A 16005-nucleotide genomic window follows, 5' to 3' on the forward strand; every position below is an offset into this window, starting at 1 on the left:
GCGCAGCAGCGGCACCGTCATCCGTCCGTCCGCGAGCGGCAGGCCGGCCGTCAACTCGCTTGCCGTGGTCGGCCGGTGATGAAGCCGGCACAGAAGGAGAAGCCCTTCGAGCAGATCGTCGCGCGGGCCGTGCGAAGCCTGCCCCGGCACCGGCTTCTTTTCGTTGCTCCCGGTTCCTTTTGCCGTCATTCCATGCCTCCGCCCGATTTCAGGCCGAGCGTCTCCACCAGTGTTCCGAGGGAAGCCGCCGCCGAGTATTGGAGTTCGCGGATTTTGGCGTGCGCTTCCACCAGTTCCCGCTCAAAGCGGAACACGTCCGCCTGCACATTGACCAGATCGGCGAGCTTGCGCTGGCCGATTTTGAACTGGTCCTCGTAAAGGTCGCGCAGGGCGCGCGCCTTTTTCAGCTGCTGCGAAAGAATGCCGATCCGCTTGCGGAGAATCGGCTCGCGGTCGAAGAGTTCATGAACCTGCAGCCTCACCTCGCGCCGCGCCGATTCGGCGGCCCATGTGGCACTCTCGGCGCGCAACCGTGCAGCTTCCACCTTGCTGAAGCTGCTGAGTCCGACGAGTGTCGGCCCCCTCAGCCGCAGCCCGATGCCCGTCTCGGTCTCGTTGTCGTTCTCGTCACGACGGGCGAAAGCCTCGGCACTCAGCGTCGGCAACAGGCCCTTCCGTTCCGATTTCACGGCGTGACGGGCCGCCTGCCCCTCCGCGCGGGCGCTCTTGACGGTCGGCGCTTCGTCGGTCGCCGCCTCGAAGTCACTGCCCTGCGGCAGCGACAGGGCGAGTTCCGGGACCGGCGCCAGATTGTCCGGTTGAACGCCGGTCCTCGAGATATAGGTACTGCGCGCGTCAAGCAGCGCACCACGGACCTGCTCCTGCGTCGACTCGGCTGTCGCCTCGTGAACGCCGGCAAGTTCAATCTCGGTGGCGTCACCGACACCGCCTTCCGTGCGATCCTTCGCCAGGGCGGTGAAACGCTCGTGAACCGTCACGTTCTTCTCGGCGAGCGCGACCAGTTCCTCCGTTCGCTTCAGGTCAATATGTGCCTTTGCGGCGTTCAGCGCATCCGCTTCCCAGGTCGCGGAAAGCCGCGAAGAGGCCGCCGATTGCAGCGCCTTCGCCTTGCCGACCTCTTGATGGGTGCGCCCCCAATCGAAAAGCGGCTGGGAAACCGTCACACTGACATCGTAGGTGTCGTCCGTCCCGACGCCGACCCCACTCTGGATGGTCGGCTGGTACCCCGCGTAGGCAATCTTGGTGTCCGTTGCCGCAGCAGCAAGATTCGCCTGCGCTTTGCGCCCGTCCGCACTGTGACCGAGTGCGGCGGCGACGGAGCTTCGCAGGCTTCTGGCGCCCTCGTGCTTCGAATCCGTCGGAGCCACCGCAGACTGGACCCGCCGTTGCGGCGTCGGCGCGCGTTCCCCTTCCGGCCCTGGCGCTTGCTCCGCCGCTTTCCCGGCCGCAAGGTCGCCGGTCCCGTCCGCAACCGCGCCCACACACCCTTGAACGAGAAGGGCTGTGACGATGGTAGCCGCTAACGCTTCGCAGAAATTCCTGAAAACCAAAATCCGCTCCTGAACATCTCGAACCAACAGTGGCGTCTGCCCGCAGGCCGTACTGCTTTCGGCAGCACGCCAGCCCTCCGACTGGTCGCCCCGGAACACACTCCGGACAAACCAACCCGCGCTCCGTCACCGCCGCTCAGGCCCGCCGGAAGCTGCGTTTACGTGCAATCTGTATTGCATCATAACGGAAAGATATATTTAAATAGTCAAATCACCGCTTTGAAAACATTATAGTTTATAACTAGAGATCATATACGAAAGGCATAAACGAACACGCATCAGTTGTCGAGCCACATTAGGTTCGGGAGCCGGGGATATCGAACTTTCGAGAAACGAGTGGAGAACCGGCACGATTCGGCACCGACAGCCGCCCGCGCATTCCGCTAGAGCAGGGTGCGCTCACATCCGTTCGCTTGGCTGCTCTATCTGTTTGTTTTCGCCGCATTGCGCCACGCCAAGTGATTCCACTTGGCTGCAAAATGCTCTGGACGTAAAGAGCCCGCCTTCCCTGCTCCGACCCGGTCGTGTCCGAAGTCACAAACAGGCTTTGGAGCATTCCTTTAGGTGGGGGAATCACGTGCGCCGCAGCAATGCGGCAAAGACAAAGGCAAAGTGGTGCCGTGCGCGCTTACGCGCGCACTACCGACTTAGGAGCGGGCACCCTCATGGTGTGCGACGACGTTGAGGAAAACGTCGCCATAACGCTCCAGCTTTGCCGCGCCGATGCCGGAAATAGCGGAAAGCGCCTGCCGGTCTGCCGGACGTGCGGCGGCAATCTCCGCAAGGGTTTTGTCATGGAAGATGACGTAGGGCGGAACGCCCTGGGCGCGGGCAAGCTCCAGGCGCTTTTCGCGCAGTGCCTCGAAAAGCGCCTGCGCCTCGGCCGGGACCGCGCCGGAAGCCGCGCGTGCGGCAGCACTTTTGTCCTTGCGTTGCCTCTGCTTCGGCCCGCGCAGCATCAGCTGCGGCTTTTCCCGTAGGAAATCCCGGCCTTTTTGCGATATCGAGAGTCCGCCATGGCCTGCCAGGTCGACCGACACCAGCCCGTGCGCGACAAGCTGGCGCAGAATGGACCGCCATTGCCGCGCATCATGCTCGCTGCCGATGCCGTAGGTGGAGATCCGGTCATGGCCGAAACGGGCGATGCGCTCGTCTTCGGCCCCCAGAAGGACCGAGACGATGTAGGCCTGTCCGAAGCGCTCGCCGGTCCGGTAGATGCACGACAGCGCCTTCAAGGCGGAAACCGTGGCGTCGAAGAGCGCGGGCGGCGCCTCGCAATTGTCGCAGTTGCCGCACCGGGCGTGGGCATCGCCGAAATAGTCGAGCAACATCTCGCGCCGGCACCGGCCCGTCTCGGTCAGGCCCAGCAGAGCGTCGAGCTTCTGCCGCTCCATGCGTTTGCGCTGCTCCGGGGCTTCCGATTCGTCGATGAACCGGCGTCGCAGCGCGATATCGTCATACCCGTAGAGCAGCAGCGCCTCCGCCGGCAATCCGTCGCGCCCTGCCCGCCCCGTCTCCTGATAATAGGCCTCGATGCTGCCCGGCAGGTCGAGGTGAAGCACGAAACGCACGTCGGGCTTGTCGATCCCCATGCCGAACGCGGTGGTAGCGACGATGATCAGCCCCTCCTCGCGCTGGAAGCGCGTCTGGTTGGCCTCACGCACGGCCTTGTCGAGGCCGGCATGGTAGGCAAGTGCGGTAAAGCCGCGCTCGTTGAGGAAGGCGGCGATCTCCTCCGTCGTACGTTTGCGGAGGCAGTAAATGATTCCGCTCTCGCCCTTGAAGCGCTCGAGAAACGACAGCATCTGCTTTCTCGGGCTGTCCTTCTCGGCGATGGCATAGCGGATATTGGGACGGTCGAAGCCTGCTACGAAGCTGTCTTCGGCCGAAATCCGCAGGTGTTCCAGAATCTCACCACGCGTGGGCGCATCGGCGGTGGCCGTAAGCGCGATCCGCGGCGTGTCCGGAAAATGCGAGACCAGACAATCGAGCCGGCGGTATTCCGGCCGGAAGTCATGGCCCCATTGCGAGAGACAGTGCGCCTCATCGATGGCGATCAGGGAAAGCCGGATTTGGCTCAGCCGCTCCAGCGTTTCGGGCTTCAAAAGCGTTTCCGGCGCCACATACAGGAGATCGAGCGCACCGTCCCCGATCGCCCGCCAGACATCCGCTCTTTCCTGAAACGCCTGCGTGGAATTCATGACGGCCGCACGCACGCCCGCCTGACGCAGTGCCGCCACCTGGTCGGCCATCAGCGCAATCAGCGGCGAAACGACAATCCCCAGGCCCGGGCGGCAAAGCCCGGGAATCTGATAGCAAAGCGACTTGCCACCCCCCGTGGGCATCAGCACGAAGGCGTTGCGCCCCGCAAGCACATGGCTGATGACTTCTTCCTGGCGCCCGCGGAAGGCCTCGTAGCCGTAGACTGTCTTCAGGATATGCAGGGGCTGGGACATTGAAACACAGGCTGGCGGGAACGAAGCTCCGCCGGCTTCATAACAGCCGGAGGGGCCGTTTGCACGTGCCCCTCCGCCGCATCCAATGAAAATCGGCCCACCGCCGGCCTCCCGAGCGCGGCAGGCTCCGGATCACCCTTCCTCCAGCAACCGGTCCGAGGCGCCGGCGAGGCCGTTCTGCGGCGACGGCATCACCTGGACATTGTCGATGAGCCGGATTTCGCCCAGCCAGGCGGCAGCGAGCAGCCGGGCGGGACGGTCCAGCGAGGAAAGGGGGGCGAGGCCGTCCTCCGTACGCAATTCGAGATATTCGAGGCGCTCGTATCCCGCCGCCAGGATCGCGCTCCGGGCGTCCGCCAGGGTCCGGTCCACCGCGGCGCCCGCGCCAATCCGCCCGGCCGCCTGGTGCAAAACCCCCGCCAGCTTCGGCGCGATCTGCCGCTCCCTTTCCGACAGGCGGACATTGCGCGAGGATATCGCCAGTCCGTCCTCTTCCCGCACCGTCGGGCAGGCAACGATTTCGACGGGAATGTCGAGATCGCGAACCAGCCTGCGCACCACCTGCAGCTGCTGGAAATCCTTCTCGCCGAAAAAGGCGAGGTCGGCCCCGGCCTGCAGCAGGAGTTTCGTGACCACTGTCGCCACGCCGTCGAAATGGCCGGGACGAAAGGCCCCGCACAGGCCTTCGCTGACACCGCCCACCGACACGGTCGTGGCGAAGCCCTCCGGATACATTTCCTCCGCGCCGGGAGCGTAAAGGATATCCACCCCGAGCGGAGCGAGCTTGGCCGCATCCTCTTCTTCCGTGCGCGGATAGGCGGCGAGGTCGGAGGCGCTGTTGAATTGCTTGGGATTGACGAACAGCGTGACGATCACCCGGTCGGCCCGACGCAACGCCGCACGTACGAGGCTCAGATGCCCCTCGTGGAGCGCTCCCATGGTAGGCACTACAGCGATTCGCGCGCCCTCCTCCCGCCACGCCCGCACCCGGGCGCGCAGATCCGGGACGGTGCGAACGATCGGTACGCTCATACCGCTGCTCCCCGTGGAGCCGTCGGAATCTCGTCTGCGAAAACATGCTCGGCGGCCGGGAAACGCCCCTCGCGCACCTCCCGCGCGAATGCGGCGATAGCCTCATCCGCCGCCTGGCCGAGTTCCGCATAGCGCTTGACGAATTTCGGACGGAAAGCCGTGAACATCCCCAGCATATCATCCGTCACGAGCACCTGCCCGTCGCAAGCGGCCGACGCGCCGATGCCGATGGTCGGAACGGGAATTTCTTCGGTAATCAGCCGTCCGAGCCCATCCGGCACTTTCTCGAGCACAATGGAAAAGGCGCCGGCTTCCGCTACGGCGGCTGCGTCACGCCTGACGATCTCTGCGCCTTCGCCCCTGCCCTGCACGCGGTAGCCGCCGAGGCTGTTCACCGCCTGCGGCGTCAGCCCGATGTGGCCCATGACCGGAATGCCGCGGGCGCAAAGGAAGCGAATCGTCTCTGCCATCTCTTCGCCGCCCTCCAGCTTGACGGCGGCGCAGCCGGTCTCCGCCATCAGCCGGGCGGCGTTGCGGAAGGCCTGTTCCGGGCTTTCCTCATACGTGCCGAACGGCATGTCGACCACCATCAGCGCGCGCTTCACCCCACGGCGCACGGCCTTGCCGTGCATGATCATCATGTCGAGGGTGACGCCAAGGGTGGAGGAAAGCCCGTGCATGACCATGCCGACGCTGTCGCCGACGAGGACAATGTCGCAGTGGGCGTCGACGAGCTCCGCGACCGGGGTGGTATAGGCCGTCAGGCAGACCAGCGGCGGCTTGCCCTTGTGCCGGGCGATCCCGGGCGCGGTAATGGCGGCTGCCTTGCTCGATGCGCTCATGTGGTCCTCCTTATACCAGGCGGTGGGCGGCATATGACACATTCTGGCGCAAATGCGAAGTCGCTACGCTCGCGCGGAAGAGGCTACGCAAGGCCGTGAACTGGTCAGGTGAACCGGAACGGCAGCCCCGTCATCAGTGCCGCGACATAGCGCTTCTTTTGAAAAAGCCCGTTCAGGGAAACCCGGGGAAGCCCGGTCGGCTGCTCCAGGCATGCCGCCTCCAGAAGGCCCGGCTGCGTGGTGACGGCAGCCGAAAAACCCGTCTCGGCGACCGCCGCCATCTCACGCGGACCTGCGGCCGATCGCCCTCCGTATGGATAGGCGAAGGAGCGCGGCTTGCTGCCGACATAATGTTCGACCGCGCGCGCGGATTCGGTGATTTCTTCATTCAGCCGTTTCGCCGACACCCGACGCAGGTTGACATGGGTGACGGTATGGGCACCGAAATGAACCAGGGGATCCTCGGCAAGCGCCTTCAATTCGTCCGCGTCCATGACGAGGTCGCGAACGATCGATCCTGCATCGATGCCGGTCTCGGCGGCCGCCGTGTCGATCCGTGCCACGGCCTCGTCCTCCTGGATCGCGTGAACATGATCCGCCAAGCGCGCGAAGGCGGCGTTCTTCTGCGCCAGCGTGCGCGTCGGCACCTCTTCCGGGCCGCGGCCGAAATCAAAGACGAAGCCAGTCCCGCGCCCGGCCAGCTCCGCCGCCGTTTCCCACCACAGGGTACGCCTGCGCTCCACGAACCCGGCGGTGATGAAGATCGTGTAGGGAATCCCGTACCGGCGAAAAACGGGCGCGGCGAACTGCGCGTTGTTGCGGTAGCCGTCGTCCAGGGTGAAGGCGACGAACTTGCGCCCGTCCGGCTCGGCCAACAACGCCGGCAACGCATGCAGGTGGACCGGAACGAGCCCGCCGTCGAGGGCCGCAACCACGGCCTTTTCCAGGAACTCGGGCGTGACCGACAACGCGGCATTGGGCGAAAAGGGCGCATTCACGTGCGGCCGCACGTGGTGAAGGGTGAAGATCAGTCCACGCCCGCCGACGGTCGGGACGAGCCGGGCCGCGCGGGAAAGCGCCGTGGCTTCCAGGCCGGCCCGAATGACAGCATGTCTCATCCGCTTCGCTCCGCGGCAGCGCGCAGCAGAGACTTGGCGGTCTCCGGAGCTGAAGGCCCCTCCGGCGCAAGGAACGCCCCGCCTGTCATTCGGCTCGCAAGCCTGCCATGCCCCATGATGCCTGCCCCCTTGCAAACGGCCCGCATTCACCCTTCCGAGGCGCTCACCCCCGGCCGGCCATACGGCGCGGTGCTTGCCTCATCTGCTCTGCCCGTTGCTGTTCTTCGTCCTGGGAAAGGTGCTCGACGATGCGCAGCAGATCCTTTGTCACGGCGTGTGGCAATCCCACCACGAGCTTCGCCAGCGCCAGCCGGTCCTCCGCCTCCTCGGGCGTCCGGCCCCAGATGTGCGGTGCGGCGTCGAACAGCATCTCCATGGGCATGAGGCCGAGCACCTCGCACAGATGGATCATGCGCGTGACGTGCATCTTGGAGAACGCCCGCTCATAGCGTCCGTAAACCTGTGCCGAAAGCCCGAGCAGTTCGGCGAGCTCCTCGCGCGAAAGCGCTTTCTCCTTGCGCTTGCCGCGCAAGTGATCGGCGATCCGCTGTTCCATTTCACCGAGCGTGCGAACGCCGTCAAACGAGGGGCGGCGATATACGGGCTTGGCGATATCGGGATCCGCCGTCTCCACCAGCCCCATCCGCTTCTTGTAGGCGTCCATGTCGGGTCCAGCCGCACGTTTTTTCAAGCTGATCCTCGACACCTGTTTCCCCTTCACTGCTCACAGGGCTGTTTTCGGAGAGCGCCGCACGGCACCGCCCGAGAACGCAGCGACGGTGCGCACGCCCCACCGGTACTGAAAAGCAGCTATATGACGCCAGAAACTAACATAAACTTTAAGCGCTGGAACCTGCCACCGGGGTAGCGGGCGAGCGCAAGGCAGCGAACCGGCCTCTGCCGGGCGCACAGCTATTCCGTCTGGCGCGCGAAATAGATTTCCGAGACGCCGCGCTTGCCGCCGTCACGGCGCAACTGAATGACAACGGGAATGACCTCCTGGATATACGACATGAGGTCGTGCTTGGCATATCCCGCGCCCATCCCCGCCTGATGCATCATCATGACGATCTGCTCGTAGGCCCCCATCGGCGTATCGGCGTGGACCGTCGACATGGACCCGGGATGGCCGGTGTTGATCGCCCGCAGGAACGAAAATGCCTCCGCTCCACGGATCTCGCCGACGAAGAGACGATCGGGCCGCATCCTGAGCGAGGCTTCGAGCAGATGCTGGATCGTCACATGTGCCGTACCCTGATCGGATTTGGAAGCCAGGAGGTGAACCGTGTTGGGCTGCGGCGGGAAAAGCTCCCGCGTATCCTCGAGTGTGACGATCCGCTCCCGCGGGTCGATGCTCTTGAGACAGGCGTTGAGAAAGGTGGTCTTGCCCGACGAGGTGCCGCCACTGATGAGAATGGAGACCCGGTTGCGGATCGCCGTGCCGATGAAGCCGTAGATATCCTCGCGCCTGAGCAGATCGATCAGAGCCCGATCGCTGTCGCTGAGACCGCCGACGGCGACGGAAACCCCGTCGAGCGAGCCATTATCGCGATATTCGTCCAGGGTGAAGTCCTGGACCACCTGCTTGCGGATGGCAATCGTCCCGCCCAGCGGCGCCGCCGGGGGCAGCACCACCTGAATGCGCTCGCCTGTCGGCAGTGCGGCACTGAGGATCGGGTGAGCCGGGCTGATGAACTGGTCCGTGACCGCCGCCACCCGTTCACCGATGTTCTGGATCTCCTCGGCGGTCAGATCCGGAATTTCGTGGTGCTCCATGAAACCGGCGCCGAAGCGCTCGACATACACCTGTCCCGGCCGGTTCACGGCGATCTCGACGACGCGCGGGTCGTCGAGAAATGTCTGGACCGGTGCCAGCGCACGTCTGAGAAAGTACTCGACGCTGGCGGTTCTATTCGAGACTGCGCTCACGCTTGATCTCCTTCAGCGCCTCCGTCACCGGATCGTCGTAGAGCGTCGCGAAATCGAGATCCTGACGCACATAGACGAAGATGCGCTCCCCCTGGGGAATGCTGATCGTGGGCGGTATGTTGAGATTTGCGCTGAACTCGTTCTTCGTTATTGCGGATGTCGCCTTCACGATCGAGTCGACTGCAGCCTCCTTTCCACTTTCTCGACTGACGTTGCGTCGCGTTAGCCCGGTCCTCGGGTCGAACTCCTCCGTTGACGTCTCTCTGGGATCGATCAGATAGCCGGCACCTGCTCCCACCACGGAAAGCAGCATGGCCGTCGAAACGCGCTTGAAGAATTTCGTGTTCACGTGTCCGGTCAATCCGGCGCGTCCCATTCCATCGGCTCCGATCGAGTTCAGTCGGACCGACACGCCGTCCTCGCGCAGGAGCCGGGTCCAGACGACGAAGACCCGTGTCTGGCCGCGTTCGACATCCGCCTGGTATTCGCCGATCAGGCGCGATCCGGTCGGAATCAGGACCCGTCGGCCGTCGAAGGAATAGACGTCGCGCGAAACCACGGCACGCACCTGGCCCGGCAGATCGGAGTTGATCGCGGTCTCCAGAATGCCCGGGATCATGGTTCCTTCGGGAACGAGGGCATCGATCCGCTTCAGGCGCCGGGCAGTGGCGGTCCGGTTTCCGAGCGCCGAGAGTGCACCCAGGAAGACGCTGTTTCTGTCCTGCCCGGCCACGCCGCCGAAGGCCGCATCGTCCGCGCCTTCAGAGGCCGTTGACTCGTCCAGGAGGACCAGGCCCGACAGGTAGCGCGCTGGGAAGGCCGATTCGGGCGCCGGCGGCGGTGGGATCTGCGGCTCCACCGGCGCCTCGGGCGGTGGAGGAAGTTCCGGCAACTCCACCGGCTCGGGTGGTTCCGGCGTCTTCCGTTCGAAGGAAGAGGGGTACAACTCGGTGGTGCGGAACTCCTCGTCCCCGCTCAGTCCCGCGTTGGTCGGCGCGTCCTGCCCCATGACCAGAAAATAGATGATCACGGCGGCGCCGGCGAGCAGTACCGCAAGGCGCAGGCCCTGGCTGCGCCCGGCATTCGAATCCCGCACGTCGGATTCGTCAGCCGTCAACAGGGCATCGAGTTCGGGGGAGCGTTTCATCAGTTACCGCTGCCCCTGCGCTTTTTGGCGGTCCCGTCATGCGCCGGCCCATGGATGGCGGGATCGGGCTCACCGACAGCAGGCGCGGCGAGGTTGAAGATGCACACCCAATCGTCGCCGTCGCGCAGCGTGAATTGCTCAGCCACGCCATCCACCACCACATATGCCCCTTCCTTGTGGAAGTTGAGAAGCGTTTCGGAATAATCCGCATCAACCCCGAAGATCGCCGGTATCCGCGCGCCAAACTTGAAGAAGGTCTTCTTTCCGTCGTCGAAGACCATCTGCGGCTTGAGCGCGGCCGTCCCCGAATAGGAATAGTCGATGTTGACGTTCTGCTTGTCGATCTTCGACATGTTCGGGAAGGCTGCGCGGTATTCCGCCTCGGCCCTGAGCGCAGAGTTCAAATCCTTCTCCGGATAGATGAAACGGATCCCGAAAACATCCCTGCCACCTGGCGGGTGATCGCGCAGTTCCAGGTAGTAGACGCGCTTGCTCGTCACGACGTTCATATTGGTCGGGACATCCCTGGCAACCGGCTTGACGAAGAGAATATTGCCCTTCTTGGCCGGCACGACCTGCCAACTCTCCGTGTCGCCCAGGGAGATGGTCTCAAAATTTTCATCCTCGTCGAAAATGATCATGGTGGAGATCCCGTAGGCGGCGTTTACCTGAACGACATCGTTGGGCTTGTAGGTAACAGTGGTGATCCGCGGGTCGCGCCGGCCCGGTTTCGGGCTTTGCCCCGCCTGTGCGGAAGGAAGCGTCAGGGCAACCATCGCGGCGCCGATCAGCGCGCGGCCGAAGATGGAAACACCACCGCCGAAATCAGATCTCGACATCAGCCCGCCTCCGGTGAAACGGTCTCTTGTTCTCGGCGGTAGTGGTAGACCTGAAAGCCGAGGGGGTTTTCGAAGCGCCATTTGTTGGCCGTCGGGGTATCGGTATAACGAAACCGCACGACCGACGCGTAGTGCCGCGTGAGCGAGTCGACGCTCGTGCGTTCCTCGGTCGAGAAACGCACGATGGCGGTGGTGTCGTTGGGAAAGTTGACCGACTTGATCCGGACCAGCACTTCCGTGCTGTCGCCATATATGCGCTTGGGATTCTTCGGGTTGCCGGAACTGTAGAGGCTCTGGAGGTCTTTTGCCGCGCGCGCCGTGGAAAGAAGAGCGGCAAGGCGATAATTGTCCGAGATGCGATATGGATCGTATCCTTCGCGCGCGCGAACGTAGCGAACGATGTTGGCCTGCGTGACGGCCTTTTCCTCCGTAAGGTTCAGCGGCCGGGTGAGGCCGCTCTTCACCTCGACGTACCCGGTGTTCGTGTCGACCTCCACGATGTACGGCTCGAAGCTCTTCAACGGCACGAGCATGAGCAGCACCGTCAGGCTGATGAGCGCGACGGCGCCGAAAATCGTGGTCACGAACCAGGCGAGCGCGCGGGAACGCTTCGCCTTCTTGATGATCTCCGCCTCCCAGCAGACGCCGTCCTGATAGTAGGTGCGAAGTTCGTCCGGTCCTGCACTCATCGTACCCTGCCTCGTTCTTACAGCGGCATGCTGTTTGCGCTGATACGGTTCTGCATGGCTTGCATGTTCTCGGTGCTGCCGGTGTACACGGACGACACATTGCGCCGGGGACCATGGCGCTCCCACGCCGCTTCGGCCATCCACCTGGCGGGGAAACGGCCGGTCGCGCGCGCCAGGCCGCGGGCAATGCCGGTTTCAATGCCGCGCACGATTCCGTGTGCATGGAGTTGCACCTGCGCCAAGACGATCGCACCGGCGATACACAGAAGCACGAAAACGGCGAAATCGCTCAACTGCAGGTCCTTCAAGGCGATGTGCCTTTCCAGCTCGTTCAGGCTCGGTTCCATGGCGATGACGAGGAACGCAGTGACCACATAGACGAACATCGGCGTAAGCACGTAGACGAGCACCTGGTTCAGCCAGCCCCGGCCGTAGCCGCGCGTTTGCTCGAACAGCATGCAGGCGATGAAAATGGGCGCGGTGCCGACGAGCACCCAGAGCATGACCTTGGCGAGAAACAGGATCGCCAGGGCGACGCCGACGAACGCGCCGGCGACCAAGATGAACAGGAAACTGACCAGGCTCGGCAGGCCGTCTTCGTAACCGGTCTGCGCGGCAAAGGCGGTTGCCGCGATATTGGCCGTGTTCCAAATCTCCGAGAGGGCACCGACCGGATCGTCGATCCTGGACAGCGTCGCCTGAAGCAGTGCCCGGCCGACCTGCTCCGGCGTCCCGTCGAGCCAGCCGAAAAACAGCACGTCGAAACCGTGCCAGTTGGCGACCAGCGCGAGAATGGCGATCATCCGTACGAGGCGCCCCGTCATCTCCCCAACGCCGATGGAAGCGGTGCCGGTGACAAGTTGGACGCCGTAAAAGGCGACGTACAGCACGACCAGCGCCGTCAGCAACGGCACGATCTGGGCACCGATGAACGTATATGCCTGTTCCGAAAAGGACCCGCCCGCCTCGTCGACCTTACCGAGAACGTCTGTCAGGAAATTCTCCACCGGCCTGCCTCCTCCATCTCAGCCTCCGATCGCCGCAAGGGCTGCGCGCACGTCGGCCGGGTCCTCGTTGATCGGCGCCATGGGCCCGCAATCGCCGGGGCCGGCGGTGAAACCCATCACGCCGTCGGGCCGTTTGCAGGGGGCGGACTTCTCCTTCACCGTCTGTGAGCAGCCGGCTTCGACGAGCGAGGCCAGCACGATCAGGAGCAAGCCCGCCATGCGCACGTTAGGGACGGCGGCGGCCATAGCTAAGCGCTTTGCTCATGCTCGAGAGATTGCTCAGCTTTCGCTGGTTCTCCGCCTGTTGCGAGGCCAAGACGCCGTTCAACACCCCGATCATCTCATTGATCGTGAGCATCTCCTGCATCTGCGCCTGGGTATTGGCATCGATGGCGCCCTTGATGTCCGACGTCTCCCCGACGGTCTGGGTAGCGTCGATCACTGCCGTCCTGCGCGCCAACGCTGATTCTTGCGCCCCCTTGACCAGTGCAGCGACCCGGCGAACCGTTTTCTTCAGCTCGTCATAGGAAACCTCTGCAGGAGTCTTCTCCGACAGCTTCTTCGCATCGGATTGTCTATCCTCCCCTTCAAGCTTGGAAATGAAGTCGTTGGCCTTCTTTTCCACCTCGGGTTTTTGCTTGACGAGTTCCCCCAGGTCGGCCGTGGCAGAGAAATTGATCGCTGGATTGATTGCTAGATTGATCGCGGATTTCGCATCCTTCTTTCGATCTCCCTTGCAGTGCTTGTTTATCTTTTTTACAGTTTTCAAAATATCTTTGTTATTTTTTAGAATTTTAGAAGCATTTTCATTTACTTTTATCACAGATGAATTAACAGACTTAACATCTCCATCAACAGCCGGATCAACAACCACCAGCTGAGAGTAAGCAGAATTAGAAAATATTAAGATAAGAATTAAAGAATAAAAAGAAATTTTCACTTCAATGCTCCTCATTTACACCAGAATCTTAGTCCCACCCACAGAACTTCGGCAGCCAGTGCGCCGGGTCGTCCCCGTACTTTGCACGCAGCGCAGCACATTCCTCGATCGTCTCCTTGCGGCCGGACAGCACCTTCACCACGTCGGGCATGGCCGAAAGATCGAGGCGGGCAATGACCGAGTCCTTGCCGTGCTTGATCAGGAAGGTGCGTTTTTCCGGCGGCGTGAACTTGACGAAGTTGAACTCCTTCACCGTCAGCCCGAAGCGCTTGATGTAACTTTCCTCGTCGGCGCGCGGGTTGGGGAAGTGGATATTCGTCGCCGATTGCTCGATCAGCGTATGCGCGGCCTTGGCCTTGACGATGTCGGCGGCCGATTGCGTGCCGAATCCGACCATGCCGTTGAGCTTGCGGATCGTCTTCATCTTGTCGACGATGTAATTCGAGAAGGTCGGGTCGGAAAGCAATTGCCAGCCCTCGTCCATGAAGAACATCACGGGCTCGCCGTTCAGCAGTTCGTCCAGCCGGTGATAGATGTAAAGGAGAGCCGGCGTCTGCAGATCGGGATCGCCCAGAATGCTGGTCATGTCGAAGCCGAAGATCTTGCGTCCCGTGAGCGATAGTGAGTCCTCGGCGGCATTGAAGAGCCACGCCTTTTCGCCTTCGACCCACGGTCGCAGGCGCGCATGGAGGTCGTTGGCGTCCGCCCGGGCGCGCCCCATCAGCAGTCCGGCGAAGTTCGCCAGCGTACGCTGCGGGACCGGTTCCTGCATGAGCCGCCGGATCGCCTGTTCCAGCGTGTCCTCCTCCTGCTGGGAAAACTCCCGCCGCTCGCCTGTGCCGAGCATTGCCTTCAAGAGGCGCTGCAGGAACGTCCGGTTCGCCGGCGTGTTCTCCAGTTGCAACGGATTGAAGCCGGTCGGCGTATCCGGCGAAAGCACCTCGTAGGCACCGCCCACGGCCCGGATGAAGATCTCCGCGCCCCGGTCCTTGTCGAAGAAGACCGCCCGGGGCGTGGGACGCACGCGCAAGGCCTGCGCCAGCAAAAATGCCAGCGCCACGGTCTTGCCGGAGCCGGTGGGTCCGTCGACCGTGAAATGGCCGATATCGCGCTGATGGAAGTTGAACCAATAAGGCGTTTGCGACGTCGTTTCGAGGATCGTGATCGGGCTGCCCCAGTGCAGATTCTCCGCGCGCCCCGTCGCGAAATTGTGCATCGACGACAGCCCGGCAAAGTTGCCGCTTGAAAGCATCGCTTTGCGCGCGATGTAGCTGTGGTTGCCGGGCAACTGGGCCCAGAAGGCTGCCTCCATGTTCAGGTCCTCGCGCAGCCAGTTGATGTTCATGTCTGTCAGGCAGGACCCCAGTTCCGACACGGCGCGGCTCAATCCGTCCCGGTCGCGGGAAAGCGCCAGCAGCGTCAGGTGATGGAAGCCGAACACGGCCTCCTGGTTGAGCAGGCTGTTGAGCGCGAAGTCGATGTCGCGCTCAACGGAGCTCCCGGCCTCGTCGGATGCGCTGATCTGCCGCTGCAGGCGCGTAATGCGCTCCTGGGCGATCGGCTTGTCGGCGATCGTGAAGGATTGCGTGAGGATGAACTCATGGTCCACCTGCAGCAGGCCGTCCAGCATACCCGGCCCGGTGAAGGGCGGATATTCCTTGATCGACAACACCGCGCCGAAGCGCGTGTCGGGATCGGTCGGCGCCTGAGCCTGCATGGTCCGCTTGCCGAAATGCAATCGCGATGTGCCGACATAGTCGCGAATGCCCATGCGCGGCAGCCGCATGCGACGCGACAGGCCGCACGTCAGGATGGTGTTGAGAAACTCGCAAGGCTCGGAATAGGGAAACCCATCGCGTTGAACGATGCCGAGCACGCGCGCACCGTACTTCTGCAGCTCGTTGGTCATGTTGCCGACGAGCTCTTCCAGTTCCGTGATCGCAGCCTTGAGGCGATGTTCCTCTGCGTTGCGGTCTGAAGTACGGCCCCAAAGCCGGTGCGCATGGTCGGCGAAACCGAGCGCGCCGCGCATACCGGCGCGCAGCACGGTGAGATAGAGCTCGTTCGTGAACATGCGCTTGGCGCGCAGCCGTTCCGTGTAGCGCCTGTCGAGATAGGCGCAGAAAGCGTTCTCGAATTCGCCGTCCAGCGCGGTGTCCACCTGTCGGCGGACGACCGTCGACCAGATCGAGAACCGGCTCGAGCCGAGGGCGCGGATCATAGTGTTCTGGACGACGCAGCGCATGTTGAGCTCGGCCTGGTCCTCCGTCTGAAAAAACAGGCCGTCGAGCTTGATGACGGACATGAGGGCGCCACCGTCCAGGTTGACGACGCTGTCGGCAACATGGCGCAGATGGGGGATGTGCGTCGACATCGGCCGCTCCCGCTGCGCCCGCCTGCCGAAACCCAGTTCCTCCCTGACGACGTTCAGCATC

General features: G+C 63.1%; 15 protein-coding genes. All 15 read right to left on the minus strand.

Going from position 1 to position 16005, the window contains the following annotated elements; translation table 11 throughout:
- A partial coding sequence (locus ACFP9U_RS03920; protein ID WP_378619172.1) for a hypothetical protein occupies positions 1–189 on the minus strand: 189 nt, incomplete at its 3' end.
- Positions 186–1388 carry a TolC family protein gene (locus ACFP9U_RS03925; protein ID WP_378619173.1) on the minus strand — a complete coding sequence of 401 codons (1203 nt, stop codon included), beginning with the start codon at positions 1386–1388 and terminating at the stop codon, positions 186–188. The genes ACFP9U_RS03920 and ACFP9U_RS03925, both read right to left, overlap by 4 nt.
- A gap of 830 nt (positions 1389–2218) precedes the next feature.
- Positions 2219–4027: a DNA helicase RecQ gene (gene recQ, locus ACFP9U_RS03930; protein WP_378619175.1), complete on the minus strand. Its 1809-nt coding sequence runs from the start codon at positions 4025–4027 to the stop codon at positions 2219–2221.
- 132 nt (positions 4028–4159) lie between these two features.
- Complete coding sequence (panC, locus tag ACFP9U_RS03935; RefSeq protein ID WP_378619177.1) at positions 4160–5059, minus strand: pantoate--beta-alanine ligase; 900 nt, start codon at positions 5057–5059, stop codon at positions 4160–4162.
- Complete coding sequence (gene panB, locus ACFP9U_RS03940) at positions 5056–5901, minus strand: 3-methyl-2-oxobutanoate hydroxymethyltransferase (RefSeq protein ID WP_378619178.1); 846 nt, start codon at positions 5899–5901, stop codon at positions 5056–5058. The genes panC and panB overlap by 4 nt, the downstream gene beginning before the upstream one ends.
- Positions 5902–6005: 104 nt before the next feature.
- Positions 6006–7019, minus strand: coding sequence for a polysaccharide deacetylase family protein (locus ACFP9U_RS03945; RefSeq protein ID WP_378619180.1), 1014 nt, complete (start codon positions 7017–7019; stop codon positions 6006–6008).
- A gap of 163 nt (positions 7020–7182) precedes the next feature.
- Complete coding sequence (locus ACFP9U_RS03950; RefSeq protein ID WP_378619266.1) at positions 7183–7683, minus strand: helix-turn-helix domain-containing protein; 501 nt, start codon at positions 7681–7683, stop codon at positions 7183–7185.
- A gap of 248 nt (positions 7684–7931) precedes the next feature.
- On the minus strand, positions 7932–8948 hold the full coding sequence (gene virB11, locus ACFP9U_RS03955) for a P-type DNA transfer ATPase VirB11 (protein WP_378619182.1): 1017 nt from the start codon (positions 8946–8948) through the stop codon (positions 7932–7934).
- Entirely contained in the window at positions 8929–10095 is a 1167-nt protein-coding gene (gene virB10, locus ACFP9U_RS03960; protein ID WP_378619183.1) for a type IV secretion system protein VirB10, read from the minus strand. Before virB10 ends, virB11 begins: the two co-directional genes overlap by 20 nt.
- On the minus strand, positions 10095–10934 hold the full coding sequence (locus tag ACFP9U_RS03965; RefSeq protein WP_378619185.1) for a TrbG/VirB9 family P-type conjugative transfer protein: 840 nt from the start codon (positions 10932–10934) through the stop codon (positions 10095–10097). The genes virB10 and ACFP9U_RS03965 overlap by 1 nt, the downstream gene beginning before the upstream one ends.
- Complete coding sequence (locus tag ACFP9U_RS03970) at positions 10934–11623, minus strand: virB8 family protein (RefSeq protein WP_322449481.1); 690 nt, start codon at positions 11621–11623, stop codon at positions 10934–10936. The genes ACFP9U_RS03965 and ACFP9U_RS03970 overlap by 1 nt, the downstream gene beginning before the upstream one ends.
- Positions 11624–11640: 17 nt before the next feature.
- On the minus strand, positions 11641–12630 hold the full coding sequence (locus ACFP9U_RS03975; RefSeq protein WP_378619187.1) for a type IV secretion system protein: 990 nt from the start codon (positions 12628–12630) through the stop codon (positions 11641–11643).
- Between the two features lie 18 nt (positions 12631–12648).
- The gene (locus ACFP9U_RS03980) at positions 12649–12849 is read right to left on the minus strand and encodes a hypothetical protein (RefSeq protein WP_378619189.1); all 201 of its coding nucleotides are present in this window, start codon (positions 12847–12849) and stop codon (positions 12649–12651) included.
- A gap of 7 nt (positions 12850–12856) precedes the next feature.
- A complete protein-coding gene (locus ACFP9U_RS03985) occupies positions 12857–13570 on the minus strand; it encodes a conjugal transfer protein (RefSeq protein ID WP_378619190.1) in 714 nt (237 codons plus the stop codon).
- 28 nt (positions 13571–13598) lie between these two features.
- Positions 13599–16004 (minus strand): VirB4 family type IV secretion/conjugal transfer ATPase, encoded by a 2406-nt coding sequence (locus ACFP9U_RS03990; protein ID WP_378619192.1) that lies wholly within the window; start codon positions 16002–16004, stop codon positions 13599–13601.
- Position 16005 lies beyond the last annotated feature (1 nt).

Source organism: Nitratireductor sp. GCM10026969 (genome assembly GCF_042660605.1).
Taxonomy (GTDB): domain Bacteria; phylum Pseudomonadota; class Alphaproteobacteria; order Rhizobiales; family Rhizobiaceae; genus Chelativorans.